32 protein-coding genes and 1 tRNA gene are annotated in these 26375 nt (G+C 70.1%); 17 read left to right on the top strand and 16 right to left on the bottom strand.

Features of this window, described 5'->3' with window-relative positions; translation table 11 throughout:
• On the bottom strand, positions 1-1818 hold the full coding sequence (locus tag ACLQ2O_RS07785) for a glycoside hydrolase family 127 protein (RefSeq protein WP_425828687.1): 1818 nt from the start codon (positions 1816-1818) through the stop codon (positions 1-3).
• A gap of 127 nt (positions 1819-1945) precedes the next feature.
• Between ACLQ2O_RS07785 and ACLQ2O_RS07780 the strand changes: the two genes are divergently transcribed.
• Positions 1946-2941 (top strand): LacI family DNA-binding transcriptional regulator, encoded by a 996-nt coding sequence (locus ACLQ2O_RS07780; protein ID WP_425828685.1) that lies wholly within the window; start codon positions 1946-1948, stop codon positions 2939-2941.
• A 2-nt stretch (positions 2942-2943) separates the two neighbouring features.
• Here the strand turns inward: ACLQ2O_RS07780 and ACLQ2O_RS07775 are convergent, their stop codons facing one another.
• A complete protein-coding gene (locus ACLQ2O_RS07775) occupies positions 2944-3294 on the bottom strand; it encodes a VOC family protein (RefSeq protein WP_425828683.1) in 351 nt (116 codons plus the stop codon).
• Between the two features lie 79 nt (positions 3295-3373).
• Here ACLQ2O_RS07775 and ACLQ2O_RS07770 point away from each other — a divergent pair, with 79 nt between their 5' ends.
• Entirely contained in the window at positions 3374-4213 is an 840-nt protein-coding gene (locus tag ACLQ2O_RS07770) for a TrmH family RNA methyltransferase (RefSeq protein ID WP_425828681.1), read from the top strand.
• 10 nt (positions 4214-4223) lie between these two features.
• Positions 4224-4601, top strand: a complete 378-nt coding sequence (locus tag ACLQ2O_RS07765; protein WP_425828679.1) for a VOC family protein — start codon at positions 4224-4226, stop codon at positions 4599-4601.
• Between the two features lie 48 nt (positions 4602-4649).
• Here the strand turns inward: ACLQ2O_RS07765 and ACLQ2O_RS07760 are convergent, their stop codons facing one another.
• On the bottom strand, positions 4650-5687 hold the full coding sequence (locus ACLQ2O_RS07760) for an FG-GAP repeat domain-containing protein (protein ID WP_425828677.1): 1038 nt from the start codon (positions 5685-5687) through the stop codon (positions 4650-4652).
• 133 nt (positions 5688-5820) lie between these two features.
• On the bottom strand, positions 5821-6672 hold the full coding sequence (locus ACLQ2O_RS07755; protein ID WP_425828675.1) for a class I SAM-dependent methyltransferase: 852 nt from the start codon (positions 6670-6672) through the stop codon (positions 5821-5823).
• A gap of 142 nt (positions 6673-6814) precedes the next feature.
• On the opposite strand from ACLQ2O_RS07755, the gene ACLQ2O_RS07750 reads away from it, so the two are divergent.
• The 3 genes from ACLQ2O_RS07750 (at position 6815) to ACLQ2O_RS07740 (ending at position 8675) form a co-directional block, all read left to right on the top strand.
• Positions 6815-7348, top strand: a complete 534-nt coding sequence (locus tag ACLQ2O_RS07750; protein WP_425829095.1) for an AAA family ATPase — start codon at positions 6815-6817, stop codon at positions 7346-7348.
• 67 nt (positions 7349-7415) lie between these two features.
• Positions 7416-7772 carry a hypothetical protein gene (locus ACLQ2O_RS07745; protein ID WP_425828673.1) on the top strand — a complete coding sequence of 119 codons (357 nt, stop codon included), beginning with the start codon at positions 7416-7418 and terminating at the stop codon, positions 7770-7772.
• A 9-nt stretch (positions 7773-7781) separates the two neighbouring features.
• A complete protein-coding gene (locus ACLQ2O_RS07740) occupies positions 7782-8675 on the top strand; it encodes an aldo/keto reductase (RefSeq protein ID WP_425828671.1) in 894 nt (297 codons plus the stop codon).
• Between the two features lie 9 nt (positions 8676-8684).
• Here ACLQ2O_RS07740 and ACLQ2O_RS07735 read toward each other — a convergent pair whose 3' ends face one another.
• Positions 8685-9566 carry an LLM class flavin-dependent oxidoreductase gene (locus ACLQ2O_RS07735; RefSeq protein WP_425828669.1) on the bottom strand — a complete coding sequence of 294 codons (882 nt, stop codon included), beginning with the start codon at positions 9564-9566 and terminating at the stop codon, positions 8685-8687.
• A gap of 93 nt (positions 9567-9659) precedes the next feature.
• Between ACLQ2O_RS07735 and ACLQ2O_RS07730 the strand changes: the two genes are divergently transcribed.
• The 4 genes from ACLQ2O_RS07730 to ACLQ2O_RS07715 all read left to right on the top strand — a co-directional run bounded on the left by ACLQ2O_RS07730 (position 9660) and on the right by ACLQ2O_RS07715 (position 13340).
• Entirely contained in the window at positions 9660-10073 is a 414-nt protein-coding gene (locus ACLQ2O_RS07730; RefSeq protein ID WP_425828667.1) for a MarR family winged helix-turn-helix transcriptional regulator, read from the top strand.
• A gap of 58 nt (positions 10074-10131) precedes the next feature.
• Positions 10132-10707: a TetR/AcrR family transcriptional regulator gene (locus ACLQ2O_RS07725; RefSeq protein WP_425828665.1), complete on the top strand. Its 576-nt coding sequence runs from the start codon at positions 10132-10134 to the stop codon at positions 10705-10707.
• Entirely contained in the window at positions 10704-12206 is a 1503-nt protein-coding gene (locus tag ACLQ2O_RS07720) for an MFS transporter (RefSeq protein WP_425828663.1), read from the top strand. Before ACLQ2O_RS07725 ends, ACLQ2O_RS07720 begins: the two co-directional genes overlap by 4 nt.
• Positions 12207-12275: 69 nt before the next feature.
• Positions 12276-13340, top strand: coding sequence for a hypothetical protein (locus ACLQ2O_RS07715; RefSeq protein ID WP_425828661.1), 1065 nt, complete (start codon positions 12276-12278; stop codon positions 13338-13340).
• Between the two features lie 80 nt (positions 13341-13420).
• Here the strand turns inward: ACLQ2O_RS07715 and ACLQ2O_RS07710 are convergent, their stop codons facing one another.
• Positions 13421-14593 carry a hypothetical protein gene (locus tag ACLQ2O_RS07710; protein ID WP_425828659.1) on the bottom strand — a complete coding sequence of 391 codons (1173 nt, stop codon included), beginning with the start codon at positions 14591-14593 and terminating at the stop codon, positions 13421-13423.
• Between the two features lie 102 nt (positions 14594-14695).
• Here ACLQ2O_RS07710 and ACLQ2O_RS07705 point away from each other — a divergent pair, with 102 nt between their 5' ends.
• Positions 14696-15649, top strand: a complete 954-nt coding sequence (locus tag ACLQ2O_RS07705) for a hypothetical protein (RefSeq protein WP_425828658.1) — start codon at positions 14696-14698, stop codon at positions 15647-15649.
• A 10-nt stretch (positions 15650-15659) separates the two neighbouring features.
• Here the strand turns inward: ACLQ2O_RS07705 and ACLQ2O_RS07700 are convergent, their stop codons facing one another.
• Together ACLQ2O_RS07700 and ACLQ2O_RS07695 are read right to left on the bottom strand one after the other, a co-directional pair.
• Entirely contained in the window at positions 15660-16298 is a 639-nt protein-coding gene (locus tag ACLQ2O_RS07700) for a hypothetical protein (RefSeq protein WP_425828656.1), read from the bottom strand.
• A gap of 88 nt (positions 16299-16386) precedes the next feature.
• Positions 16387-16469: transfer RNA gene (locus ACLQ2O_RS07695), tRNA-Tyr, on the bottom strand.
• 98 nt (positions 16470-16567) lie between these two features.
• Here ACLQ2O_RS07695 and ACLQ2O_RS07690 point away from each other — a divergent pair.
• Positions 16568-17059: a YajQ family cyclic di-GMP-binding protein gene (locus ACLQ2O_RS07690; RefSeq protein ID WP_425828654.1), complete on the top strand. Its 492-nt coding sequence runs from the start codon at positions 16568-16570 to the stop codon at positions 17057-17059.
• Between the two features lie 64 nt (positions 17060-17123).
• A complete protein-coding gene (locus tag ACLQ2O_RS07685; protein WP_425828652.1) occupies positions 17124-18173 on the top strand; it encodes a phosphotransferase enzyme family protein in 1050 nt (349 codons plus the stop codon).
• Here ACLQ2O_RS07685 and ACLQ2O_RS07680 read toward each other — a convergent pair.
• The 3 genes from ACLQ2O_RS07680 to ACLQ2O_RS07670 are packed head-to-tail and all read right to left on the bottom strand — an operon-like array spanning position 18072 to position 19582.
• Positions 18072-18641: a hypothetical protein gene (locus ACLQ2O_RS07680; RefSeq protein ID WP_425828650.1), complete on the bottom strand. Its 570-nt coding sequence runs from the start codon at positions 18639-18641 to the stop codon at positions 18072-18074. The two genes, ACLQ2O_RS07685 and ACLQ2O_RS07680, sit on opposite strands and share 102 nt — an antisense overlap.
• A complete protein-coding gene (locus tag ACLQ2O_RS07675; RefSeq protein ID WP_425828648.1) occupies positions 18631-18795 on the bottom strand; it encodes a hypothetical protein in 165 nt (54 codons plus the stop codon). Before ACLQ2O_RS07675 ends, ACLQ2O_RS07680 begins: the two co-directional genes overlap by 11 nt.
• Positions 18796-18799: 4 nt before the next feature.
• The gene (locus tag ACLQ2O_RS07670; RefSeq protein WP_425828646.1) at positions 18800-19582 is read right to left on the bottom strand and encodes a helix-turn-helix domain-containing protein; all 783 of its coding nucleotides are present in this window, start codon (positions 19580-19582) and stop codon (positions 18800-18802) included.
• 111 nt (positions 19583-19693) lie between these two features.
• Here ACLQ2O_RS07670 and ACLQ2O_RS07665 point away from each other — a divergent pair, with 111 nt between their 5' ends.
• Together ACLQ2O_RS07665 and ACLQ2O_RS07660 are read left to right on the top strand one after the other, a co-directional pair.
• The gene (locus ACLQ2O_RS07665; protein ID WP_425828644.1) at positions 19694-20557 is read left to right on the top strand and encodes a phytanoyl-CoA dioxygenase family protein; all 864 of its coding nucleotides are present in this window, start codon (positions 19694-19696) and stop codon (positions 20555-20557) included.
• Positions 20554-20856 carry a hypothetical protein gene (locus ACLQ2O_RS07660; RefSeq protein ID WP_425828642.1) on the top strand — a complete coding sequence of 101 codons (303 nt, stop codon included), beginning with the start codon at positions 20554-20556 and terminating at the stop codon, positions 20854-20856. The genes ACLQ2O_RS07665 and ACLQ2O_RS07660 overlap by 4 nt, the downstream gene beginning before the upstream one ends.
• On the opposite strand, the gene ACLQ2O_RS07655 is transcribed toward ACLQ2O_RS07660, so the two are convergent.
• Genes ACLQ2O_RS07655 through ACLQ2O_RS07645 form a run of 3 tightly spaced genes read right to left on the bottom strand, consistent with a single transcriptional unit; the run spans position 20846 to position 23445 of the window.
• Positions 20846-22087 (bottom strand): glycoside hydrolase family 32 protein, encoded by a 1242-nt coding sequence (locus tag ACLQ2O_RS07655; RefSeq protein ID WP_425828640.1) that lies wholly within the window; start codon positions 22085-22087, stop codon positions 20846-20848. The genes ACLQ2O_RS07660 and ACLQ2O_RS07655 overlap by 11 nt on opposite strands.
• 9 nt (positions 22088-22096) lie before the next feature.
• On the bottom strand, positions 22097-22366 hold the full coding sequence (locus tag ACLQ2O_RS07650) for a DUF2961 domain-containing protein (protein ID WP_425829093.1): 270 nt from the start codon (positions 22364-22366) through the stop codon (positions 22097-22099).
• Positions 22367-22425: 59 nt separating this feature from the next.
• On the bottom strand, positions 22426-23445 hold the full coding sequence (locus ACLQ2O_RS07645) for a lactonase family protein (protein WP_425828638.1): 1020 nt from the start codon (positions 23443-23445) through the stop codon (positions 22426-22428).
• 193 nt (positions 23446-23638) lie between these two features.
• Here ACLQ2O_RS07645 and ACLQ2O_RS07640 point away from each other — a divergent pair, with 193 nt between their 5' ends.
• Positions 23639-24517 carry an arylamine N-acetyltransferase family protein gene (locus ACLQ2O_RS07640; protein ID WP_425828636.1) on the top strand — a complete coding sequence of 293 codons (879 nt, stop codon included), beginning with the start codon at positions 23639-23641 and terminating at the stop codon, positions 24515-24517.
• Between the two features lie 301 nt (positions 24518-24818).
• Here the strand turns inward: ACLQ2O_RS07640 and ACLQ2O_RS07635 are convergent, their stop codons facing one another.
• A complete protein-coding gene (locus ACLQ2O_RS07635) occupies positions 24819-25340 on the bottom strand; it encodes a hypothetical protein (RefSeq protein ID WP_425828634.1) in 522 nt (173 codons plus the stop codon).
• 65 nt (positions 25341-25405) lie between these two features.
• Positions 25406-25786 carry a hypothetical protein gene (locus ACLQ2O_RS07630; protein ID WP_425828632.1) on the bottom strand — a complete coding sequence of 127 codons (381 nt, stop codon included), beginning with the start codon at positions 25784-25786 and terminating at the stop codon, positions 25406-25408.
• A gap of 69 nt (positions 25787-25855) precedes the next feature.
• Between ACLQ2O_RS07630 and ACLQ2O_RS07625 the strand changes: the two genes are divergently transcribed.
• Entirely contained in the window at positions 25856-26368 is a 513-nt protein-coding gene (locus ACLQ2O_RS07625; RefSeq protein WP_425828630.1) for a helix-turn-helix domain-containing protein, read from the top strand.
• Positions 26369-26375 lie beyond the last annotated feature (7 nt).

Raw genomic sequence — 26375 nt, 5'->3', positions numbered from 1 at the left:
TCAGCCACGCGGCAGCCAGACCCGCATGGCGCCGATCTCGCGATTGGCCCAGGCGTAGTACGGGACGGCCTTGATCTCGGTCGGCGAGTCCACGCGACCTCGGGTGGTGAGCACGGTGACACCGTCGAGCAGGTCCGGCTCGTGGTGGGACGTGATCGGCGCATCGAGCAGGTGCAGGTCGTCGACGTTCACGTCCTGGTCGACCTGCTCGACGGCGTACACGAGTGGACCTCGCTCGATCGCGACACAACCCCGTACGGCGTCGACGCGCGGCGCCGCGGTGACGGTCCGCGGGGTGAGTGGGATCTGGAGGTCGACGGTGTCGCCGGGTGACCAGGTCTGCTCGACGTGGGCGTAGGAACCGGCGTCGACGGGCTTGCCGTTGACGGTGGCGCCTTCGGCCCAGGCGGGGATGCGGAGGTCCAGAGACCAGGGGGTTGGCGGGGTTTTGGCGACGGTGATCCGGATGGTGCCGTCCCAGGGGTAGTTGGTGTCGACCCGGAGCTCGGTGGTGTCGGTGGTGATCGTCGACTCGGCGTACTGGTGGACCTGGATCGCCGTGTCGGAGGTGGTCGCTAGATAACCGTCGAGGCTGGCGAAGGTGCGCATGATGTTGGGCGGGCAGCAGGCGCAGTCGAACCAGCCACGGCGGCCGCGGGCCGGGCTGCGACCGGTGTCCGGATGAGCATTTCCCCTTAGCTGCAAGGGATTCACGTAGAAGTACTCACTGCCGCCGAGCGATACGCCGGCGAGGAAGCCGTTGTAGAGCATCCGTTCCAGAGCGTCGGCGTAGAAGGCGTCGTTGGTTGCCAGCAGCATCCGGTGCGCCCACTGGATGCCGCCGATCGCCGCGCAGGTCTCGGCGTACGCGCGGTCCGGCGGTAGCTCGTGCTCGTCGCCGAACGCCTCTCCCTCCCAGCGCGCACCGAGGCCGCCGGTGACGTAGGTCTTCGTGGCCCACAGGTGGGCGAACTGGCCCTTGAGCGCATCGAGCAGTGAGGTGTCGCCGGTCTCGACCGCGACGTCGGTCGCGCCGGCCGCCAGGTACACGGCCCGTACGGCGTGCCCTTCGACGGTCGTTGCCTCGCGCACCGGACGGCGGTCGGAGAAGTACGTCGGCTCGTGCCCGTGGCCGGCGATGATCCCGTGACCGCGCGCCTCGACGAACCAGCGCGCGAGGCCCAGGTACGCCGGCGTACCGGTCTCGCGGTAGAGCTCGACCAGCGCCATCTCGATCACCGGATGGCCGTCGACGTCGCGGATCTTGCCGTCCTCGAGATCTCCGAAGGTCCTCACCAGATGGTCGGCCAGCTTCACGGCGACGTCGAGCAGCGCGGTGTCGCCGGTGCAGCGGACCTGCGCGACCGCGGCCTGGATCAGGTGCCCGGCGCAGTAGTGCTCGTGGCTCCAGACGAGCTTCTGGTACCGGCCCTCGTCCCGCAGCTGGACGACCGAGTCGAGATAACCGTCCTCCTGCTGAGCGGCGGCGACGAGCGCGGTCACCTCGCGCTGGCGACGGAGCAGGTCCTCGGACGGGTTGCGCCCGTACTCCCACGCGACGGCCTCGAGCCACTTGTACACGTCGGAGTCGGCGAAGACCGGTCCGATCGCCTCGCCCTCGCCGATACCGGCAGCCAGCCTCAGGTTCTGCAGGTTGCCCGCCGTCTCGAGCTGCTCCTGACCGGACGGGATGGCGTTCTCGGCGTTGCGCTGCTGGCGCGGGGACCAGAAACCACCGGTGATCCGGGCCCGGCCGAGACCGATCGGCCGGAGCACGGCGCGGGTGGTGGCGGCTGGCGAGAGCTGGTCCTTCGGCATCGAGCGGCTCCTCACGGAAACGGACGGAACACGTTTTCCTCATTGACCGTAGGCACCCGATTGCCCTTGGTCAAGGGCATGCTGGGCTACTCTGACGGAAAGTCCGGAAATGCTGGGAGGGTGGCAGATGGCGTCACGGGGACCGGTCGTGCCACGGATCACCGACGTCGCCGCTCTGGCCGGCGTCTCGACCAGTACGGCGTCCAAGGCGCTCAACGACACCGGTCAGCTCCGCGAGGAAACCCGGCAGCGCGTACGACGTGCGGCCGAGCAGCTCGGCTTCACACCGGACAGTCGCGGCCGGGCCCTGTCGTCGGGTCGCAGCTACACGGTCGGCCTGATCACGACCGACAGCTCGGGGCGGTTCAGCATCCCGATCATGCTCGGTGCGGAGGACGCGTTGAGCGCGGGCGAGATGGCACTCGTCCTGTGCGACACCCGGGACGACGCGCTGCGCGAGTCGCACTACCTGAAGTCGCTGGTCGCCCGCCGGGTCGACGGGATCATCGTGACCGGCCGGCGGATCGAGGCGCGCGCGCCGATCGACGTCCCGATGCCGGTGGTCTACGCGTTCAGTCCGTCGAGCGATCCCACCGACACCTCCGTGGTGATGGACGATCACGGCGGCGCGGCGTCCGCCGTACGGCACCTGCTGTCGCTGGGACGGCGGCGGATCGCGCATGTCACCGGGCCTGCGACGCACCGGAGCGCGGTGGTGCGGGCTGCGTCGACGCGCGAGGCTGCCGGGGACGCGTGGGTGGGCGAGCCGCTGCACGGGGAGTGGAGTGAGCGGTGGGGACGGCACGCGGTCGACGTCCTGCTGCGGACAGCTCAGGTCGACGCGATCTCCTGCGGCAGCGATCAGATCGCCCGCGGGGTGTGCGATCGGCTGCGAGAGTTGGGGCGCCGAGTGCCCGACGACGTCGCGGTGACCGGGTACGACAACTGGAGCGTGATGGCGCTCGCGAGCCGGCCGCCGCTGACGACGGTGGATCTGCAGCTGGAGGAGCTGGGTCGGCGGACCGCTCAACTGCTGCTGGAGATGATCAGCGGGGCGGCGCCGTCCGGGCTGCTGTCGATGCCGACGGAACTGGTACCGCGGGAGTCGACGCTCGGGACCTAGACCTAGGTCGTCAGCGACTCGATCAGGCCGAGCTGGTTGCCGTCAGGATCCTGTACGACGGCCAGCCGCTGCCGGCCTCCGGAGACGACCTGCGCGTCGGACGACGCGATGCCCTGGCCCGACAGCGTGGACAGCGTCGCGTCGAGGTCGTCGACCGTGAGGTTGACCGCCGTACGGCCTGCTCGGCCGGGATCCTCGAAGACCTGCACGACACCGAGCTCGCTGAGGTGCCACTCCGCCAGGGAATCCATCGGGCGGGTGTCGGCCGCCCGGCCGAAGAAGCCCTCGTACCACTGGACGGCCTTCTCGATCTCCGCCACCGGCACCACGGCCAGCACAGCACGCATCGTCACGTCGTTGTCTCCTCACTTGGTGCCCTGTCCTGTGCCCACAGCGAAACCCCGCCGGGCGTTCCTCGTACTGTTGGGCGCTATGGCGACGCGGGTCAGTAGTCGGAATGCGCGGTTCCAGGTGTGGCAGGCGCTGCTGGGCAACCGGAACAAGCGGCAGCGGGCCGGCGAGTTCCTCGTCCAGGGCGTGCGGCCGATCAGCCTGGCGGTCGAGCACGGGTGGACGGTCAACGCGCTGATCCAGGACGCGTCGCGGGTGCCGTCGCAGTGGGCGCGCGACCTGCTGCAGAGCCAGCGACAGGCCGAGCGTGTCCTGATGGAGCCCGAGCTGCTGGCGGAACTGACCGAGAAGTCCGAGGCCGAGCTCGTCGCCGTGGTGGCGATGCCGCCGGACGAGCTGTCGCGGATCGCGGTCGAGCGGGACTTCCTCGGCGTCGTGTTCGACCGGCCGACCGGGCCGGGCAACATCGGGTCGATCATCCGGTCGGCGGACGCGTTCGGGGCCGACGGGTTCGTCGTGACCGGGCACGCGGCCGACATCTACGACCCGAAGGCGGTGCGGGCCAGTACGGGCTCGTTGTTCGCGCTGCCTTCCATCCGGGTGCCTTCGCAGCGTGAGGTGATGGAGTGGGTCGCCGAGCAGCGGGCGGGCGGCGTACCGGTTGTTGTCGTCGGCACCGATGAGCACGGGTCGGTGGACGTGTACGACTTCGACTTCACGCGGCCTACGTTGCTGCTCGTCGGGAACGAGACGTCCGGGCTTTCGGCGGCGTGGAAGGAACTCGCCGACGAGCTGGTGCGGATTCCGATGGGTGGGGCGGCCAGTTCGTTGAACGCTGCGAACGCGGCGACCGCGGTGCTGTACGAGGCTTCTCGGCAGCGTGCCCATTCGTCCAAGACTTCCGCTGGTGGGCCGGTTTAACGTCGCTGGTATGACGCTTTCGGTGAGACCGCAGCCTTTGCTCGCAGTACGGGACGTGGAGAAGAGCAGTGCCTGGTACTGCGGGGTGCTGGGCGGCGTCAGTGCGCACGGCGGGCCTGAGTACGAGCGAATCACTGTGGACGATCAGTTGGTGCTGCAGCTGCACAAGCTGGAGGTCGGGCATCACCACGGGAACATCGGTGATCCGGAGCTGCCGTTGGGGAACGGGGTTGCGGTGTGGTTCGAGGTGGATGACCTGGACGGTCTCGCCGGACGGGTTGCTGCCGGTGACGTTCAGACCGCGGTGCACGAGAACCCGAACGCCGGGCATCGGGAGCTGTGGGTGCGGGACCCGGACAACTACCTGGTGGTCTTCGCGGGGAAGTGAAACCGGCCCCCGATCTGCTACTCGGGGGCCGGTTGCTCTAGGCAAGGATCAGCTTTCGCAGCCGATCCCGTCGTTGTCTCGGTCGAAGCCGTGCGGGTCAGGGTGGATGACGACCCGGAAGTTCACCAACGGCAGCACGTCTTTGCAGGTCTTGTTCGGCGGCGGCGGTTTGATGCAAACGTCCGGGTAAGCAGGCGAGCAACCGGTCGGCGGCGGCGGCTTTGGCGGGTTCACCTGCACCTGGTACCGCAGGTACCAAGTCCCGTTGGACGGGCGCCAGACGCCCTGGTCGGTCGCCGTCGTACCGGCGTAGTTCCCGGCGTACGGGCGGTCGCCGTTCTGGCCCCAGGTGACAGTGCCGGCGCCGCGGATGAACCAGACGCCCCGCCGGAAGACCGTGAGGTCCGCCTTCGCGGTGCCGACGAAGTTCGCGGCGGCCGGTACGTCGCCGTTCGCGCCCCACACGATCTGCGCGGCCCCACGGATGAACCACCGCCCGAGCGACGGCCGGAACACGGCGAGGTCGCTGTGACCGTCGCCCACGTAGTCGGCGGGTGCGGGGACGTCGCCGTTCGCACCCCAGGAGATCTGAGCGGCTCCCCGGATGAACCAGCGACCGAGCGACGGGCGCCAGACGGCCGCCTCGGCGCGGCTGTCGCCGACGTAGTTCGACGCGGCCGGTACGTCGCCGGCCTGGCCCCAGACGAACTGGCCGACGCCGCGGATGTACCAGTAGCCGTTGGACGGACGGAACACGGCGAGCTCGGCGCGCCCGTCACCGTTGTAGTCGGCCGGGACCGGGATGTCCCCGGCCTGGCCAAACTTGATGTTCGTCCAGCCGCGGATGTACCAGGTCCCGTTGCTCGGCCGGAACACGGCGAGCTCGAGCTTGCTGTCACCGACGTACGAACGCGGTACGGCGACGTCGCCGTTCTGCCCCCACTGGATCGCCGACGTGACCACCTTGGTCGCGGCGACCGCCGTACTGGTTGTGCTCTGCAACGACCGAGCCTCGGCCGGCGCGGTGAGGCCGATGGCAGCGAGAGTCGCCACCGCCAGCCCCAGCGCTGCGGATCTGTAACGCATGAAGTTGTCCCCCTCGGACGTGAGAGGCGGTCGTGACGCCGGCCCTTCCCTCCCCAGGGCCCCCGGCCGGCGTACCGCCAACACCCCTCTATCGACGTCCCGAGCCGATCGTTACACCGAGTAGCGATCTTGGTCAGGCGATCGCGACGATCTCGCCGTGCAGCAGGCTCAGGAAACCGTCCGGTGCCGCGGCCCACGCCCGCCAGGCGGCCGAGATCCGTTCCAGAGCCTCCTCCGGTACGCCGAACGCCCGCGCCTGGTCGGCCATCGCCGACTGCAGCACCCGGTCGGCCCACATCCCGCCCCACCAGTCGCGGTCCTCGACGTTCGCGAAGGTCCAGTTGCTCGCCGTCGCCTCGATCTGCTCGAACCCGGCCGCGCGCGCCCAGGACAGCAGCCGGCGGCCCGCGTCCGGCTCGCCCTGGTTGGCGCGGGCCAACCGCTGGTACAGCTCCATCCACTCGTCGAGCTCCGGCAGCTCCGGGTACCAGGTGAACGCGTGGTAGTCGGAGTCGCGCACCGCGACGATCCCGCCCGGCTTGCAAACCCGGCGCATCTCGCGCAGTGCCTGGACGGGATCAGCGACGTGCTGGAGGACCTGGTGGGCGTGCACGACGTCGTACGAGTCGTCGGGAAGGTCGAGGCGGTGCACGTCCCCGACGACGAAGTCGACCTCGATCGCCGGCTCGTCGGCCCTCCCCGCGGAGGTGTCACCCGCGGCGGAGCTCGGCGTGATCCCGCGCTCGGCGAACGTCGCGCGGGTGATGCCGAGCGCGGACTCGTTCGCCTCGAGCGCGGTGGTCCGGCCGGGCGCGACCAGTGCGGCGAGCTCGGCGGTGATCGTGCCGGGGCCGGCGCCGACGTCGAGCAGGCTCATCCCGGGGCGCAGCCGCGGCAGCAGGTAGCCGGCCGAGTTCTCGGCGGTGCGCCAGCGGTGCGACCGCAGGACGGATTCGTGGTGGCCGTGGGTGTAGACGTTGTTCATCGCGGGACTCCTTTGTCTCGCGCTCAGACTAGCTCTAAATCTTACCTATTGAGACCTTGCGTCTTGCATAACGAGACATTCTGTGGCTGCAGGCAACCAGCAGAGCCCTCACCGAACCGCTAAGGTGCGGCGGGTGCTGCCGATGGTGATCGTGATGAGTGGACCGCCGGGAACCGGCAAGACGACGCTGGCCCACCGGATCGCGGCCGGCGTCGGCTGCCCGGCGATCTGCCGGGACGAGATCAAGGAGGGGATGGCGCACGCCACCCCGGACTTCGTGCCCGGCCCCGCCGATCCGCTGACGATGCGCACGCTCGCGACGTTCTTCGACGTGCTCGGCCTGCTCGTCGGCCGCGGTACGTCGGTCGTTGCCGAAGCAGCCTTCCAGGACCGGCTCTGGCGGCCGGGCCTGACGCCGCTGATCGGGCAGGCCGAGTTCCGGATCGTGCACTGCACGGTCCCGGCCGCCGTCGCCTTCGCGCGGATCACCGACCGCTCCGGCAGTACGCCGACGCGGGCCGCGCACGAGGACACCCAGCACGACGAGCAACGGCGTCGTACCGTGCACGAGTCGTTCGACCCGATCGCGCTGCCGGCGCCGACGCTCACCGTCGACACCAGCGACGGCTACTCCCCCGGGCTCCCGGAGATCCTGCGGTTCCTGGCGCGTTCGTAGTACGGCGGCCGTCTGGCGGCGTATCGATCGGCTGATCAGGGTCGATCCTCGACCTAGGGGAGGCCTCATGAAGCCGGACGAGTTGACCGCGCGGTTCGCCGAACTGACCACGGCGCACGTCGCCGACGCGTGCCTGCGGGCGAAGGTGACGGTGCGGTGCGTGGGCCTGACCGCGGCGCTGCCGGGACGGCCGGCCGGGCGGGTGCTGCCGGCGCGGCACGTCGGGAGCGTCGACATCTTCCTGGAGGCGTTCGGCCAGGCCGAGCCGGGCGACGTGCTGGTCGTCGACAACGGCGGCCGGGCGGACGAGGCCTGCGTCGGCGACCTCGTCGTACTGGAGGCGAAGACCGCTGGTCTTGCCGGGCTCGTGGTGTGGGGGTTGCACCGGGACTCGGCCGACATCCGGGCGATCGGCGAGGAATAGGCTGTGCGGATGCCTGAAAACCTTTCCGCGGCTGCCGCGGGTACCTGGAAGCTGGGCGACTTCACCGTCAACCGACTCGGGTTCGGCGCGATGCGCACGACCCCGAACCCCGATCGCGCCGTCGCGATCGGCGTACTGCGCCGAGCCGTCGAGCTCGGTGTGAACCACATCGACACTGCCGCCTTCTACGCCTCTCCCGGTGGGACGCTGCAGGTCGGCGACGGGGCGGTCCGCTACGCCAACGAGCTGATCCGCGAGGCGCTGTCGCCGTACCCGGAGGACCTGGTGATCACCACCAAGGTGGGGCCGGGATCCACCGCGGAGCGTGCTTTCTACAACGCGACCACCGCCGCCGAACTGCGCGAGCAGGTCGAGCTCAACCTGCGCCAGCTCGGCAAGGACGTGCTCGACGTAGTCAACCTGCGCATCATCAAGAAGCCCGGCGAGGACTCGGTCGCCGAACGTTTCGGCGCGCTCGCCGACCTGGTCGACGCCGGGCTGATCCGGCACCTCGGACTGTCCAACATCCGTCTCGACCACCTGGACGAGGCGCAGCCGATCGCGCCGGTCGTGTGCGTGCAGAACTCCTACGCCCTGGACACGCATCGCGACGACGACACGTTCCTCCCGGTCTGCGGTGAGCGCGGCGTCGCGTACGTCCCGTTCTTCGCGATCGCCGGGCAGGCCCGTGAAGGCACGGCAACCACCGACCACTCCGACGCCGTACGACGGATCGCCGCGGCCAAGGACGCGTCGGAACAGCAGATCCGGCTGGCCTGGACGCTGCACCAGGGCTCGCACGTGCTCGCGATCCCGGGCACCGGCAACCCGGCGCACCTGGAGGAGAACATCGCCGCCGGCGCGATCGAGCTGTCGGCGGAGGAGCTCGCCGAACTGAGCTGACGCCGAGGCTCAGGAGGTCGCGGCCCGCACCGCCGGCGCGATCTCCTGGGCCCACCGCGCGGCCGAACTCTCGTACGACGCGTCGCCGCGGGGGAAGTAGGTGAACCCCGCGGCGCCGTGCTCGAGCACCGCGCCGGTCAGCTCCTCGACCCACTGCGCCACCGACCCGCCGATCCACCGGCCCTCGTCGTCGCGGGTGCGATCCAGGGGACGGTCGGTGATCGCGCCCGGGAAGTTGTAGATCGTCGCGACGTCGCCCGGCGTACGACCGACCGCGAGAGCCGCCGCGTCGATGATCGGCCGCGCCGTCCTGTAGGTCTCGCTGAGCCAGTCGGCCGCGTGGCCGGGGATCCAGCCGTCCGCCCGGCGCCCGGTCGCCGCGAGCGATCGCGGGCCGTTGGAGCCGGTCCAGATCTGCAGTCCCTGGGCCGCGACCGGCGGGATCGCCTTCACCGGGTAGCGCGGCCCGGCCGACGTCACCGCCGGGCCGGCCGTGGTCAGCGACCGGATCAGGACCATCGCCTCCTCGAACGCGTCGACGGCCTCGCGCGGCGTCTGCTGCCGGCCGCCCATCGCGCTGATCCGGTCGGGTGCGCCGCCGGCGCCCAGACCGAGCACGAGCCGACCGCCCGACAACGCGGCCAGCGTGGACGCCGTACGGGCCAGGATCGGTGCCGGGCGCAACGGCAGGTTGGTGACGTTGACCAGCCCGTTGATCCGCTCGGTCCGCGCCAGCACCCATCCGATCGCGGCGTAGGCGTCGAGCGCGCGGGCGCCGTACGGGTGATCGGCGATCGACACGTGGTCGAGCCCGTCCCGATCGGCCTGCTCGGCCGCTTGCAGCAGGTCGGGCAGCGTCGCCGGGACGCCGATTCCGAGGACGACGGTCATCGCGGTTCCTCCCAAGTAGTTCGTAGATCTAAATAGTAGTACATCGAACTATCGGGCCTGCCGACAGTTCGAGGAGCGGACTACGATGGACCCATGGCCGCACAGGACACGGAGCTGGTCGGCGCGCTGGTCCAGCTGATGCACAAGCTGCAGGACCTGTACGCCGAGTCGAGCCGGCCGCTCGGACTGACCCCGCAGCAGGCGCACCTGCTCTGCGTGCTGCTCGCCGGGCCGTTCGGGATGACCGAGCTGAGCCGGATCATGAGCATCGAGCGGTCGAGCCTGACGAGCATGGTCGACCGGCTGGAGCGGCGCGAGCTCGTCGAGCGGCAGGCCGACCCCGGGGACCGGCGCGCCTGCCGGATCGCACTGAGCGCGCCCGGCACGAAGCTCGCGCACCAGGCGCACTCGGCGTACACGGATCGCATCGCCGAACTCACGGCCGGTCTTCCGGCGACCCAGCGCAAGGCCGTCGTGGCAGCCGTTGGAGCTATCACGACTGAGTGATCGATGTCTCAAGTGAGACGGACTTGTCTCAAACGGGACAATCATGTCTACTGGACGCATGCTGACACGTGCCCAGGTGCTTGATGCCGCGCTCCGGCGGCTGAACTCGGACCCGACCACCTCGATGGCCGACCTCGCGGCCGCGATCGGCATCGGGCGGGCGACCCTGAACCGCCACTTCGCCTCCCGGGACGCGCTGCTGCGTGAGATCGGCGAGCGCGCGCTCGACCACTGGGACCGCTCGCAGATCGAGACCGGGATGGTCGCGGCCGGCGAGTCCGGCGACGCCGAACGGATCCGGGCCTGCCTGGGCGAGCTGGTGACCTGGTTCGTCGACAACGCCGACGAGTTCGCGTACGCGCTGGCCAACAACCGGATGGAAGCGATGCGGGAGCTGACGACGCGGACCAACGTGCTGATCGAGCGCGAGGTCGAGTTCTACGCGTGCGCGCAGCGGGCCGGCGTCCTGCGCGCCGACCTGCCGGCGCGGTGGATCGAGCACACCGTGTACGGCCTGATGATCGCGGCCCGCGAGGCGCTGCGCCGTGGCGACGTGGCCCGGCGCGACCTCGACGCGCTCGTCTTCTCGACCTTCCTCACTGGCACCGCGACCCCGACTGGAGATTCCCGATGACCGCCGGTACGACGTACTCGCCGCCAGCAGCGACCCCGAGCGCACGGCGGCGCTGGGGTGGGCTCGCGGTGCTGTCCGCCAGCCTGCTGGTGGTCGTGATGGACATGACGATCCTCAACCTCGCGCTGCCCGCGATGGGCGAGGACCTGCGGCCGAGCTCGGTCGAGCAGCTGTGGATCGTCGACATCTACTCGCTCGTGCTGGCCGGGCTGCTGGTCACCGCCAGCGCGCTCGGCGACCGGCTCGGGCGGCGGCGGATGCTGGTGACCGGGTTCGTGATCTTCGGCGCGGCCTCGCTCGGCGTACTGCTGGCCGACAGCCCGGCGTCGGTGATCGCGATCCGGGTGCTGCTCGGGGTCGGTGGCGCGATGATCATGCCCTCGACGCTGTCGCTGATCCGGTCGCTGTTCCCCGACGCTCGCGAACGCGCGACCGCGCTGGGGATCTGGGGTGCGACCGCTGCCGCGGGTGGCGCGCTCGGGCCGATCGTCGGTGGTGCGCTGCTGCAGAACTTCAGCTGGCACTCGGCGTTCCTGTTCAACGTGCCGGTGATGGTCGTCGCTGTCGTCGCCGCGCTGATGCTGCTGCCCGAGAGCCGGTCGGACCGGCCGGGACGGCTTGATCCGTTGGCGACCGGGTTGTCGATCGTGGGGATGGTCGGGCTGGTGTACGCGATCAAGGAGCTCGGCAAGGACGGCATCACCGTCGAGGTGCTGGTCATCGGGTTGGTGGGAGCCGCGCTCCTCGCAGGCTTCGTCCTGCGGTGCTTGCGCGCGGCCGAGCCGATGCTGGAGATCCGCTTGTTCCGTGGGCGCGGCTTCACCGCCGGTGTCCTCACCGCGCTCATCACCAGCTTCGCGATGGTCGCCGCGCTGCTGCTGATCTCCCAGTGGCTGCAGCTCGTCCAGGGCTGGTCGCCGCTGGCCTCCGGTGTCGCGCTGCTGCCGATGGCCGTCGGCGGTCTGGTCGGCTCGCCGCTCGCTCCGGTAGTTGCCCAGCGCATCGGTCCGCGCACCGTCCTGGTCGGCGGCCTGGCCATCGGCGCCGTCGGCTTCCTGCTGCTCTTCCTGCTCCCCCAACCGCTGTCGTACGCCGGAATCGCCGCGTCCCTGACCCTGATCGGCATCGGCACCGCTCCCCTGGCCGTCGCCTCCGCCGTCATCATGGCCGGAGCCCCCGTCGACAAGGCCGGCAGCGCCGCCGCCATCGAGGAGAGCAGCTACGAGATCGGCGCCGCCCTCGGCATCACCGTCCTCGGCAGCCTCGCCGCCGCCGTCTACCGCGCCGGCCTCCCCGCCGACGCGCCCGCCCAGGCCCGCGAGTCCCTCGCCGGCGCGCTGACCCTCGACAACCCGACCCTCGCCGGAATCGCCCGAACCGCCTTCACCGACTCCCTCACCTGGTTCGGCCTCTCCGGCGGCGTACTGATGCTGGCGGTCGCCGGCCTGGTCCTCTACCTGACCCCACGCACCTTGGACCTGTCCGCGACGCACCACTGACGCGCAACTTCCCCACTCTCACCCGCATCGAGCAGGTGAGAGTGGGGTGGTCCTGTGCGGACAGGGGCGGTGGCTGCGGTCTTGGGGTTGTTGGTGGAGGTCGGGGTGGCGAGTCCGGCCCAGGCGGCTGATCGGGCGCCGACGAACGTGAAGGTGGCGTGGGCGAACGCCGCGCACACGCACGTCCGGGTGACGTGGAGCGAGACGGGGTCGGTGCCGAACCAGGTGTTTCCGCAGTACGCCGGGGGGCTCGGTGGCGGGAAGGCGGTGACCGCGGCCGCGGGCAATCAGTTCACGATGAAGTGGCACGCGGGTGCCGATCCGGTCGATCCCAACCCAGGTGATCCGCTCGATCTTCCGCTCGGACCGCACCGGTTCCAGGTGTACGCGAGTCTCGCGAACGTCACCATCTCCGATCTGGTGGCCGACGCCGGGGCCGCGACGTCCGCCACCTTCACGCCGCACGACGCGGCGCCCATCGCGATCGGCGTGCGCGACTCCAACGAGTGGTCCAACTCGTTCGCCACGGACGGTGTCGACGTCGACGTCGAGCGGATCGGCGGCGTGTCCTTCCCCGTCGCGACGATGTACGGGCAGCCGACGGTGATCACCGGGGCGCTGCAGCGGCTCACCCGTCGGTGCGATCCCGGGCCGTGCTGGGCGGAGCCGATCGTCGAGCCGTCTCGCCCGGTCGTACTGCAGGCGCGAGCCGACGCGGCCTCGCCGTGGTACGTCGTGGGGATCGTCCAGAGCGCCGGGGGAACGTTCCGGTTCGCGCCGGTCGCCTGGGGAACCCGCGAGTACCGGGTCGCCGTACCGGATCAGTTCGCCAACGGGAGCCTGGGGCTGGGCGTGATCAGCGGCGCTTCGACCACGCTGACCCGGCCGGGCGTCACCGGCGGCTTCACCGACTCCACCGCGACGTACGGGCAGCAGGTGACGACCCAGGTGAAGCTGGCGCCGCCCGCGAACGTCCGACGACGCTGCAACGGTGGGACGGCCAGGCCTGGCGCGACCTCAAGTGGGTCTCCACCAGCAACGGCGCCGGCAGCTACACGTTCACCGCGACGCAGCGCGGCCGCTTCGCGTACCGCTACCTCGTCCCGGCCTTCTCGTACGGCGGCCGCCCGTTGAGCTGGCAGGTGTCCGCGAACTTCGTGCTGACCACCACCTGAGCTGAGCGCGACCCAGAGTGGGCCGCGCTCGGCGGCGACCTACGGCATGGTCGCGATGCTCGTCGGGCCCGAGTCGGCGCGAGCTGCCGGGCCCGCGGACGTCGCGGCGAGGTACAGGCGGAGGATCGTGTCGTAGTCGACGACCTCGACCGACGACGCCGTCTTGGCAGCCTGCGGGAAGTCGGCCGCGGAGTCCTGCGTGCCGACGACCAGGACGGTACGGGGATCGGTGATCTCCACGCCGTACTTGGTCTTGGCGAAGGCCTGGTTCTCCACGGTCGTGAAGTACTTCTGGTACGCCGCCAGCCGCGTCGCGCCGGCCGCGAGGTCGAGGGAGCGGCGGTGCTTCTGGCCGGTCTCGCGCAGCGGCAGCGCCAGGTCGCCGACGACGTGACTGCCGTCCTCGCGCTCGAGGATGAAGTCGGGGGTGACAGTGCCGTCCGACGACTCCAGCGACGGCTGGACGATCAGGCGGGTCGCGTCGAACGCCGACAGCAGGACGCCCTCGTGCTGGGTGAGGAAGTCACTCGTGGTCAGCTTCGCGAGGCCGTGCGGGTAGGTGCTCGCGAACTGGTCGGCCTTGAGGGCCTTCTCGACGCCCTCACCGCGCGGTACCGCGAAGGCGCCGACCGGGTCGAGGTGCTCGGAGTTGCCGACCAGGCGCTGCAGGAAGTCGAGGTACTTGGCCGCGGGCTCGGAGCGGTGGATCGCGATCGTGAAGAAGTTCCACTTCAGGCGGACCGCGAGGCCGGACGACTGGGCCAGCAGGACACGGTCCAGTACGGCGTAGTTGCCGGGCTGGAACTCCAGCAGCCGGTCGCTCGGGCCGACCATCTCGTTGCCGAGCAGGCTCTGCGTCGCGGGGTACGAGTCCGAGAGCGCGTTCTTGCCGCGCTCGCTGGCGATGGTCGCGTCCTTCACGACGCTCTCGTCAGGCAGCGCGACGACGGCGGCCGCGCCGGCCGTCGTACCGAAGTACTCGTCGATCCCGGCGGCCTTCTGGCGGCGGACCTCGAGGGAGCGGTACTCGCGGCTGACGCCGGCCAGCTCCAGGATGTTCCAGTCGGGAGTCTCGGTGAGCAGCATCAGCCGCGGGTAGAGCAGCGGGCCGGGCAGTTCGCGCGAGTGGCTGACGGGCAGGTGCTCGCTGACACTCTTCAGGTGCTCGCCCCAGAACTGAGTGTTCACCTTGACGAACTCGGTGGGTTTCATCGCCCGCTCTTCTCCTCGATCACGATCGGTGGTGCTCTCCACAACCAGCAACTCCGGTCCGCCCGTCGCCTATTCCCGGAATCGTGCGGCAGGATGCGTGTCATGGATGCGCAGGGGGATCGTACGACGAACGGCCGGACCGCGAAGGCGCTGTGGGAGGACTGGAAGGAAGCCGACCGGGTCGGCGACGCCGCGGCGGCGGGGCGACTGGCCTCCGAGATGACCGCGGCGCTGCCCGGCTTCTCCGCGATCTGGTTCGAGGCGGGGATGTACTCCAAGGCCCGCGGCGAGTGGGCCGAGTCGGTCGTCCGGAACCAGCGCGCGGTCGACCTCTTCACCGCTGAGGACGCCGCCGAGTACGGGGGCGAGAACCCGGCCGCGTGGAACCTGGGCATCGCCGCGACCGCGATCGGTGACTGGGCGACCGCGCGACGCGCCTGGACGGCGTACGGGATCGACGGCGTCGAGGCGGGGACCGAGCCGATCGACATGAATTTCGGTTACGCCCCGATCCGGGTCAACCCGGACCGCCCGAGCCTGCCGCACCAGGTCGTGCCGGCCTTCGGCGACACCGAGGTCGTCTGGTGCCGGCGCCGCAGCCCCGCCCACGCGGTGATCTCGAGCGTCCCGCTACCCGCGTCCGGGCATCGCTTCGGCGACGTCCTCCTGCACGACGGCGAACCCAAGGGCACCCGCCAGCTCGGCGAGCAGGAGGTCGCGGTCTTCGACCAACTGGCCCGGCTGTCGGAGTCGGACCTGCCGACCTGGCAGGCCCAGCTCGTCGGCGCCACCCCCACCGACCTCGACGCCCTCGCCGACCTCGTCGCCCCACGGGGCCTGGGCATCGACGACTGGTCAGGCATCCACCTCCTGTGCGCCGACTGCTCGCATGGTTCCCCGGGCGCCGGGGACAGTGCCCACAACCACACCCCCGCGGCAACCGACGCCGCCGTCCTCGGCCTGGCCGGCGCCGAGGCCGACCTCCGCGCCTGCCTCGACACCTGGCTGGCCGCGCGGCCGCACGTCGTACTGGCTGAGCTCACGTTCCTCTGGTGAACGGCCTCGACTAGCTGGCGCCTCCACGGAGGCCCGAGTAGATCAGCGCAGCCCGGCTCTCGGGAAAGTCCAGGCACTCGGCCTCTCCGGTGTACAGGGCCACGAGCGAATCGGCGTCTCGCCACCAGGTGTCGGCCAGGCCCTGCACCTCGACCACTGGCTCGTAGCCGTTCAGGTCGATGCCGTCGGCCTCGTCGCCGACGTACCTGGTGATCTGTCGCGCCCAGGTGGAGGCCTCATGCGCGAGTGCGAGCGACTCGACCCAGCCCTCGACACTCGCATGAAGCGGTGTCCACCGGTCCGCTCGGAGGCCGAACTCACCGGACGGACCGATCACGAACGCGTACGGAACTGAGACCCGCTGCGGCCCGGCGTCGAACCACCACCCGCCCGGGCCGGATTCCGGCGCATCCGGAGTGAGGGTGGCCGGCCCTCCGTCGTACTGGGTCGACGGAGGCAGGAGCATATCGCGCCAGCGCCGCTGGTAGGTCGCCATGCGGTCGACCACCTCTGCGGGGATGCCGTGCTCGAGCCACCGCGCGCGGTGATCTTCGACGGGCCGGAAGGCACCCCTGGATCCGTTGACGCCGACAAATCGTCGGGCTCGTGGAGTCAGGCCGTCGGGCACGTCGTCGTCGGAGATGCTCACGAGGAGGACGCTACCCAGCAGACCGGGTCTGGCCTCGGAACAGCGAAACGGCTCCTGATCCGGAGACCAGGAGCCGTTCCAGGCCCTGTGGCAGGTGCAGGGTTCGAACCTGCGTAGGCATAAGCCGACAGATTTACAGTCTGCTCCCTTTGGCCGCTCGGGCAACCTGCCAGGGTGATGCCGGTTCGTGAACCGGCGTGAGAGACGATACAACAGACAGTGCCCCTGACAGCAAATCGGAAAGACAGCAACTCGGAAGGGAAGTGCCCATGGCTTCGGAGTCCTCCTTCGACATCGTGAACAAGGTCGACCAGCAGGAGGTGGACAACGCCGTGAACCAGGCGGCGAAGGAGATCAGCCAGCGGTTCGACTTCAAGAACGTCGACGCGGGGATCAAGCTGACCGGCGAGGCGATCGACCTGCAGGCCAACACCGAGGAGCGGTGCAACGCCGTACTCGACGTGCTGAAGGACAAGCTGGTCAAGCGGCAGATCTCGCTCAAGGGACTGGAGGCCGAGGACCCGAAGCTGTCCGGCAAGATCTACAAGATCAACGCCACGATCAGCGCGGGGATCACCCAGGAGAACGCGAAGAAGCTGTCCAAGCTGATCCGCGACGAGGGCCCGAAGGGCGTCAAGGCGCAGATTCAGGGCGACGAACTCCGGGTCTCGAGCAAGAGCCGCGACGACCTGCAGGAGGTCCAGTCGCTGGTCAAGGGCCAGGACCTCGACTTCGCGGTGCAGTTCGTCAACTACCGCTGACCTCCGCGGGAGACGCCCGGCCAATTAGCTCGCCGAACCGCCCTTGGCCGGGCATCCTGGCGCCGTGACGACACCGGCGCTGACGACCTGGCTGTACGACGACCACGGACTCGATGTGGTCGAACTCACGCGCGTCCACGCGGGCACGGACCTCGCCGCTGAGGTGTGGAAGGTCGAGGCGCGAGTCGCCACGGACGCGGCCGGGCCGGGCGGGCTGCACTCGTACGCCGTGAAGTGGTCCGGCGGCGGGACGGGTGCTGGGACGTCGGTGGGCGCGGAGCTGGCAGGCGCGGGCGTCTCCGGGGTTGCCGGCCCGGTGCCGACAACGGCGGGTGGGCTGTGGAGCACGCGCGACGGGCGTCGGCTCACCGTGATGCCGTGGGTCGACGGTGAGCGGGCGGGCGACGTGGGGCTGAGTGACGCCGAGTGGACGGCGTACGGCGTACTGCTTGCGCAGGTGCACGCGGTCAAGCCGTCGGACGAGCTGCGGCAGGTGCTGCCTCCGCTGAATCCCGTGAACGCCCGGATGCCCGGGCTGATCAGGGAGCTGGACGAGCGGCTCACGCAGCAGACACCGACCGACGATGTCGAGGCGGAACTGGCCGCCGTCTGGCAGGAGCATCGCGACCCGATCCTCAGCCTGCTCGAGCCCGTTGACGGACCGCGGGGCGAGACGGTGATCTGCCACGCGGATCCGCACCTCGGCAACGTGATCGCCGGCGACGGCGTGCACCTGATCGACTGGGACGACGCCGTACTGGCTCCGCGCGAACAGGATCTGCTGTTCTTCCTCGGCGGGATGGGCGCGCTCGGCCCAACCACCGACGGACAGCGCGACGCCTTCTTCGCCGGGTACGGCGAGGTCGAGCTGGACCCCGTCAATCTCCGGTACTACCGCAACGCGCGCGTCCAGGAGGAAGTCGGCCTCTGGGCCGAGCAGGTCGTCACGGGCCCGGACCGCGAGGACGCACTGGGTTATCTGCGCGACGTACTCGGGCCCAAAGGGATGCTGCTACGCGTGACGGACCCAGATGTTGGGCTCGGTGTAGGTGCCGACGCCGTCGGCGATGGTGAGGGTGGAGAGGCCGGCGGGGATCGTGTAGGTGCCGGGTGAGGGGAAGACCATGCCGGTCCACTTCTCCCACTCGTCGACCGAGCCGGTGATGGTCTGGGAGGCCGGGGCCGGTGCGAGGACTGTCGCACCTAGGCGGACGTGCGTGCGGAGCCAGGGGTCGAGCGGGAGGCCGTCGGAGCGAGTCCAGGTCAGGTACGTCGCGATGTCGGTGAGCGGGTAGCGCGTCTTCAGGGTCGGGCGGAGGGGCGCGATCACCTGCGGCAGCCCGGCGGCGACGGCTCGGTCGCGGACCGCCGTGATCAACGCCGCCGCGGTGCCCTGGCCCTGCTGGTCGGCGCGGACGGCGGCGGCCATCAGCACGAAGGTGTTGGGTTCGATGCCTTGCTCGTACGACGTGACGCAGCGGGCGACCGCGTCGCTGTAGCCGCCGGGAAGGTCGGCGATCGAGGCGTCCCAGGCGAGCGGGACACCCCAGCAACCTGCGAGCAGCCGCCGTTCAGGAGACATGAAGTAGAAGTTCCACCCCGGCGAAGAACCTGTCCCGGCGCTCGGCGTACTGCTTGGCCAAAGCGTCGTGGAAGATGAACTCCGGCCACCCCTCGGCGAAGACCTTCGAGGCCTCCTCGTCGAACTCAGGGGCGTCGGTGACCGGAATCAGCATGAGGCTAGGTCGTGCCGCCCCCGGCGACCACTGCATTTCGGACCGCGCGCGGTGAGCCGCCGAGCTCCCGGTGGCAGGCCTTGTTGAAGGCCTGCAGGTCGGGGATGCCGACCGACGCGGCGACGGCGGGGATCGACAGGGTCGAGGCGACCAGGAGGTGCCGGGCGCGGGTCAGGCGGCGGCGTCGCAGGTACGCGATCACCGTCGTACCGGTCTCCGCGTGGAAGAGCCGGGTGAGGTGGTTGTGCGAGACCCCGGCTGCGCGCGCCAGCTCGGGGACGGTCAGAGGGCGCGCGAGATTGGCCTCGATATAGGCGATCGCCGACGCGACCGCCGGATGGGTGCCGCGTTCGGAGTCCGGAGCCGACAGCTCGGCGATGCGCCAGAGCGCCGTCCACACCTCGGAGACGACCCGCGCGGAGCCGGTCGCCGACGCCTCGAGGGCCGAGCGGAGCAGGTCGGCGAGCACCGGCGCGGCCGCTCCGGCGTCCTGGACCTCCGGCACGTACGACGGCTCGCCGCCCGGCGACGGGCGGAAGTGCACGTACAGGTGCTCCGAGCGGCCCCGGTAGTCGAACTGCACCGGCACCCCGGCGGGCGTCAGGCTGACGAAGCCGGGCGCCACCGCGTACGTCGTACCGTCCAAGGTCAGGTCGGCCGAGTAGCTGTAGAGGTGCAGCTGCCAGAGATCCGGCAGGCGGAACACGTCGCGGCGCCGGTGCACGCCGTGCACGCCCGCGCCGACGTTGACGACCTCCGGAGGCTGAGCCAAGGCTAACCGAAGCATGGTGAGAAATTACCACCAGTGGTGATTCAGGCCGACGCGAAACAAGGGCGCCGGAACCTAGCCTGGACGAGTAGGAACCACCAAGGACCAGTCGCCCCGAGAGGGAGAGACATGCCCCACCCCCATCACAAGAACCTGCTCACCTCGGTCCAGATGGCTCATTTCGTCGCCACCGGCGCGTTCCGGATGGACGCGGTCGTCCCGGACGAGATGAACCAGCACGCCCTCGACGTGCTCCAGGCCGGCATCCCCGGCGTCCCGTACGGCACGCCGCTGTCGGAGGCGTTCGTGGACAGCGAGTTCGTGCAGCGGCTGGTGCAGCTGCCCGAGATCGCCGGCGCGATCCACAGCCTGGTCGGCCCGGAGCCGACCGTCGACCACCACGCCGTGCACATCCGCAAGGCCAACGAGGGCGAGGCGCAGAACCTGCACGGTGACGCGATCATCGACGTCCGCGAGGACGCCTTCGACGTGCAGCTCATGTACTACCCGCAGGAGGTGACGCTCGAGATGGGCGGCACGCTGAGTGTGCCCGGCAGCCACCTGCGCCGGACGAACGAGTCCGACACCGGCCGCTACCAGAACCTGGCCGGCCAGACCCGGCTGACCTGCCCGGCCGGCACCGTCGTCTTCCTGCACCACGGCATCTGGCACGGCGGCCGCAAGAACGACAGCGCGATCGACCGCTACATGTTCAAGATCCGCTTCAACCCGACCGTCCGCCAGGTCCGGCTGTGGGACCTCGAGGACCTGTACGACGAGCAGGTCGCGAACGAGCTCAAGCAGACGTTCCCCTGGTACGAGAACGCGACCGGCCGGCTGGAGATCTACAACCGGGTCAAGCTCTGGCAGGCGCTCACCGGTGACGACACCTTCGATCCCGACTACTGGGTCACCCGCGTCTCGAACCGCCCGCAGCGCGTGATCTCCCAGCGCAGCCTCAACCCGCACGCCGCCAAGAAGGTGACCGCATGACCACCACCGTCCCTGACCCGACCCGGACCACGGTCCGACAGCAGGTCCTGGTGCTCTACCTGGCCTCGTCCGCACTCGACGCGCGCACGGTCGGCTGGTCGACGTACGACGGCACCGGCGCGACCTCGCCGACGACCGGCGACAGCGACGTCCCGCCGTACGCGAACGGGCTGGAGGCGCTGAAGGACGGCTGGCGGCTGTTCCAGGCCGCGCAGCTGCTGCCGCCGCAGCACGGTCACGAGTACGACGTGTCGTTCCTCAAGCACGAGTTCTTCTTCGAGAAGCTCGTCACGGTCTGAGCTGGTGCAGGCTCAGTGAGTTGATCCGCAGCGGGCCGTCGGTGGCGAGTTCGATCTCGTCGCCGACGGCCTCGCTGTCGAAGTCGACGTTCAGGCAGGTGTAGGCGAGGCCGGAGAAGATCGCGAGCTGGCCCCGGTCGACGAGGAGCCGCAGGGTTTCATCGGGGGCGACCGGTACGTCGTAGTAGCCGCGCAGGCGCAGTGTGCAAGGCCGCGAGGCGCCGGCGATCTCCAGCTCGAAGGTGCGGCCCGAACCGAGGACGTGCCGGCCGGGCCCGAAAGTTGCCTCCGGCCACGTCTGGCTCTCGCTGCGGAGAGTCCGGATCTCCTCGACCGGGCGGCTGATGATCCGGGGGCCGTCCGGGATGGTGACCAGCTCCTGCTCGACGGGGAAGCTGGCGTTGCCGGTCCAGACCGAGCCCTTGTTGCGGCCCTGCCAGGCCATCGTGACGACGCGGCCGTCGGGGGTGTTGTCGAAGGACTGGGCCGCGTAGTAGTCGCCGGCCGCGGGCCCTGGGTTGCGGGTGATCGTCTGCGGCTCGGTCCACGTCGTGCTGAAGGTCCGGCCGTCGAAGTCGCCGACGACGTACGAACCGCGCGCGTCACGGAGGACCCACACGGTCTCGCCGTCGAGCTGCATCGGGGTGAAGTCGGGGCACTCGAAGAACCAGCCGGCGGCGTACCGGCCGGTCCGCTCCCACGTCCGCAGGTCCGGCGAGACGAACACGTCCACACCGTTGCCGTCGGCATCGGAGGACCAGACGACCATCGCCCAGCTCGCCGTCGGTTCGTGCCAGACCACCTTCGGGTCGCGGCTCTCGTGCCCGCTCGGCTGCGCGATCACGCGGCCTTCGTCGTACGGCGTGAAGGTGAAACCGCCGTCGAGGCTGTAGAACATCCGCACGCCCTGGGTCCCGGAGAAGACCACGATCGGGTCCTCGTCGCCGTCCTTCAGCCCCGAGGTGTTGCCCAGGTCGACCACTCCCCCACCGGACCACAGGTCGCCGGGATGAATCGCCGGGTCGAGCGCGTTCGGCTGTTGCGTCCAGTGCACGAGGTCCGGGCTGGTCGCGTGACCCCAGTGCATGGTGTCCCAGACCAGGCTGTCCGGGGCGTGCTGGAAGTAGAAGTGGTACGTGCCGCGGTAGTGCAGCAGGCCGTTGGGGTCGTTCATCCACCCGGCGCGGGGACTGAAGTGGACCTGACCGCGGTTCGGTTCGTCGTACGGCATCGGGGCTCCTCAGCGGGGACGGCGGTGGGCGCGGGGCGGCATCGGGAAGTAGCAGTTCGTCCCACCGGTCGGGGCGACGACGATCGGGACCGAGGTGACGAGCGCACGCTGGCCGAAGCCGTTGCAGAGGAAGTCGCCGAGCGGGACCTCGACGGCCGGCCCTTGCGGGACGGGCCGAGCGCGGACGCCGTCATCGCCGCCTGGCCGGGCGCACCGGCCGGGTTCTCGGCGAACGAACGGCTCCGGCTGCGGCCCGGAGCCCTGGTCAGGGCTGTCCAGTCGGTCACGGCGTCCTCCTGACGGCGTACGGCGTGCTGCGTCCGGACTGACGGCCGGCGTCAGAGCGGCAGGATGCAGACCGGCTTCGGCCAGGACAGCGGCGTCCCCGTTGCGGTGAGGGCGCCGCTGGACTGGTCGATCGTGAACACCGCGACGGCGTCGGAGCGTTCGTTGGCGGCGTACAGGTGCTTCAGGTCGTTGCTGAAGGCAAGGTGTCGGGGCCAGTTGCCGCCGGAGGGGATGGATTGGATGAGCTCGACGCCGAGGCCGTCGGCGTCGGTGGCGAAGACGGCGATGGTGTTGTCGCCGCGGTTGGAGCCGTACAGGTAGCGGCCGTCGGGCGTGATCAGCAGTTCGGCCGGGGCGTTCTCGCCGGTGGCGCCGTCCGGGCGGGTCGAGACGGTCTGCGTGACGGCCAGCTTGCCGTCGGTGTAGCTGCAGATGGTGAGCGTCGAGTCGAGCTCGTTGATCACGTACGCCGCCCCGCCGGCCGGGTGGAAGACCAGGTGCCGCGGTCCCGCGCCCGGGTGGACCTGGAGCCGGCTGACGTCTTCGAGCCGGCCGTCCGCGGTCAGGGTGTTGACGTAGACGGTGTCCGAGCCGAGGTCGACGTCGACGGCGTACGCGCCGTCCGGGTCGAACGTGACCTGGTGCGCGTGCGGGCCTTCCTGGCGGTCGGCGTTCGGGCCGGTGCCCTCGCGCTGCAGGAACTGCGTCGCCGTACCGAGGGAACCGTCGGCGGCGATCGGGTGGATCGCGACGGAGCCGGAGCTGTAGTTGGCGCTCAGCAGGTAGTTGCCGGAGGGGTCGATCGTGAGGTGGCACGGGTGCGCGCCGTCGGTCGGCTGATCGTTGAGAAACTCCAGCGAGCCGTCGTCGCCGATCGCGAACGCACTGACGCGGCCGGCCTCGAGCTCGTTGGTCGCGTACACGAACCGCCCGTCGGCCGACCTGGTCAGGAACGACGGGTCCGTCGTCTCGACCGCGACCACCAGCTCCTCGGCGGTACCGAACCCGATCCCGGTGCCGCCGCCGTCCTGGCTGGTGTAGCTGCCCACATAGATCCGCTCCGAAGTCATGTCCCCTACCCTGCCAGGTCAGCGACTTGGTGGCACCTGCTGTCCCAGCATGCAACGCGTCGGGACCGTGAACACCAAGCGGGGAGCTCGGACAAGGTATGTGGTGTTCAAGGTGCCCGTTTGGTGTTCAAGGTCCCCTGAGGTGGCGCGTCAAGGCCCGTCGCTGGGCCGCCTTCGGTCGTACGCTCGTCACATGACGACCTCGGAATTCCTGCGGCGGATCGGGCTGGAGGAGGCTCCGGCGGGGCCCAGCGTGGAGGGGTTGTTCGCGCTGCAGCGGGCGTTCGTGGTGTCGGTGCCGTACGAGTCGATCCAGTACCAGCTCGGGCGCGGTGGGCCGCTGGATCAGCGGGCGGTCGTCGAGCGGATGATCACTCGCGAGGCAGGCGGCTACTGCTTCCAGATGAACGGCGCGTTCGGGTGGTTGCTCGATGAACTCGGGTACGACGTGACGATGCACCGCGGCGGCGTACAGACGAGGACGGCTCCGGAGCCGCGCGTCGACAGCACGCACCTCGTCCTGACCGTCACCGGCCTGCCCGAGGAGCCGGAGCGCGTCTGGCTGGTCGACGCCGGGCTCGGCGACGGGTTCCTGGAGCCGATGCCGCTGGAGGTGGGCGCTACCAGCCGGCAGACGCCGTACGGCTTCAGCCTCGGCCCGTCGTCGATCACCACCGGCTGGCGGCTCGAGCACGACGCGCGCAGCGTGATCGCCGGGATGGACTTCGAGGCCGCGCCCGCGACGATCGGCGACTTCGCCGAGCAGCATGCGTACCTGTCGACGTCGCCGAGCTCGCCGTTCGTCCGCGTGGCGTCGGCCTTCCTGCGCCGCCCGGAGAGCGCCCTCGCGCTGCGCTCCACCGAACTCGCAGAAACCTTCGCCGACCGGATCGACACCACCCTCCTGGAGACACCAGCCGAGTACTACGCCGTGCTGGCCGACGTCTTCCAGCTCCCGCTCCAGCACCTGACCGCCGCCGACCGCGACCAGCTGTGGCGCCGGGTCGTCGAGCAGTACGAGTCGTACCAAGCCCGCATCGCCGCAGCCGGTGACCAGCCTGGGCAGGTCTGACCTCGACCGACTCGACCATCAGCTGGATCAGCATGGTCCGCAGGAACTCGGGCACGACCTTCGCGACGACCTCGGGCGACGGACTCGCGGATCGGCGCGCAGGTGGTCTGTTGCCTAGGGCGTGTCTGGCAATTGTCGCCGTAGCGAGCAGGTGCTCGGTGCGGTAGCTCGGAGTGCTGGAGTGAAGCCCTCGATGTTTTTCCATCGTGGGCTTTGCTCCAGTGCTCCGAGGTGCCGTGCCGAGTGCCGCGCAGTAGGCGAGAATTGCCAGACACACCCTAGGTGAGGAGCTCGGTGCGGTTCATCGGCTCAGCTGCATTCCGTACAGGGCAGAGTCGGGGGTGAGGTTCGGGAGCAGGACCTGCCAGCCTTTGCGGCGGTAGAGCCTCGGGGCTGGGCGGTCGCCGACGTACGTGCTGAGCAGGGCCTTGGTGTGCGGGAGGCCGGCCAGGAGTACGTCGTGCAGCGACGCGCCGACGCCGCGGCCTTGGGCCTCGGCGACGACGGCCAGTTCGACGAACTCGAAGTGGCCGCCGACCCACTCGTCGGCGATCTCCGGCGCGGCCTCGGCGATGCGGTCGGACCACCACTGGCCGCGCTCGCCCGTGTAGCCGTAGGCGAAACCGGTGGCCTCGGCGCCCGAGCGGGTGAGGACGAGTTTGAAGCCCTCGCGGGCCGCGTGGGTCGGGAGCTGCTCCTCGACGAACTGGTCGGCGCGCTCCGGTGGTTCGTCGTAGCCGGGGGCTCCGAAGGCCGAGAGGTAGATCCGGCGCAGCTCGCCGGCCGCCGCGAGGGCGGCGGCCGGGTCCAGGGTTTCGGTCACACCACGAGGTTAGAGCGCGCCGGCGGTCAGCGGGACGGGTTGGTCCAGCCTTCGCGCGCGCGTGATCAACCGAGCGGCGTCGCCGGGAGCAGGTCCCGTGCAATGGCTTCCGCGTCCGGCGTGCTGACCAGTACGACGTCGTAGCCGGTCACATCGGCGCCCTCGGGCGTGAGCATGAGGCGCACCGCCGGTCGGTTGCGGCGGACGCTGACGAAGTGCCGCACGCCGGTGCCGAGCCCCCAGCGGCCGACCTTGAGGACGCCGGTGATGACGATGCCGGAGCGGGCGCCGGGTGTCGCCGTCCAGCGGGTCGGCTGTTCGACGACGCCGATCGTGGCGATCGCGTCGAGCGGGATCACCAGCCGCGGGCGGCCGGCGGCGAACAGGCGCTCCCACCAGCTCAGGCCTACCGTCACCGTCGTGTCGTTCGCACGTACTGTCGCCATGTCGGGTCCTCCGCTCCTAGACTATTTCCATTACTGGAAATATTACCAAGATTGGAAACGAAAGGCCAGATGACCTCCCTTGTCGACCTGCTGCACCACCCGCTGCGCTGGCGGATCACGCAGCTGCTGATCGGCCGCCCGCTGACCACGCGCGAGCTGGCCGAGCTGCTGCCGGACGTCGCGACGACGACGCTCTACCGCCAGGTCGGCGTACTGGTGAAGGCCGGCGTCCTCACCGTCTCCGAGGAGCACCAGGTCCGCGGCGCGATCGAGCGCACGTACACGCTGAACCTCCAGGCCGGCGACGCGGACCACACCGAGATCGGCCACGACAAGCTGCGCACGATGTTCACCGTGTTCGTCGCGGGCATCGGCGGGCACCTCGACCAGTACCTCGCGCGCCCCGAGATCGACCCGATGGCCGACGGCATCAGCTTCCGCCAGACCGCGCTGAACCTGTCGGACGAGGAGTTCGTCGAGTTCGTCACCGCGTACGGCGAACTGCTCAGCCGGTACGCCGGGAAGCCCGACGCCGCGGAGCGCAGGCGCCGGATGCTCTCCACGCTGATCGTCCCGGACTAGGGTCTCG

It is taken from the genome of Kribbella sp. DT2, from assembly GCF_049844575.1.
Taxonomy (GTDB): domain Bacteria; phylum Actinomycetota; class Actinomycetes; order Propionibacteriales; family Kribbellaceae; genus Kribbella.
The sequence above is the reverse complement of the archived record's forward strand: the minus strand, read 5'-3'. Positions and strand labels throughout refer to the sequence as shown.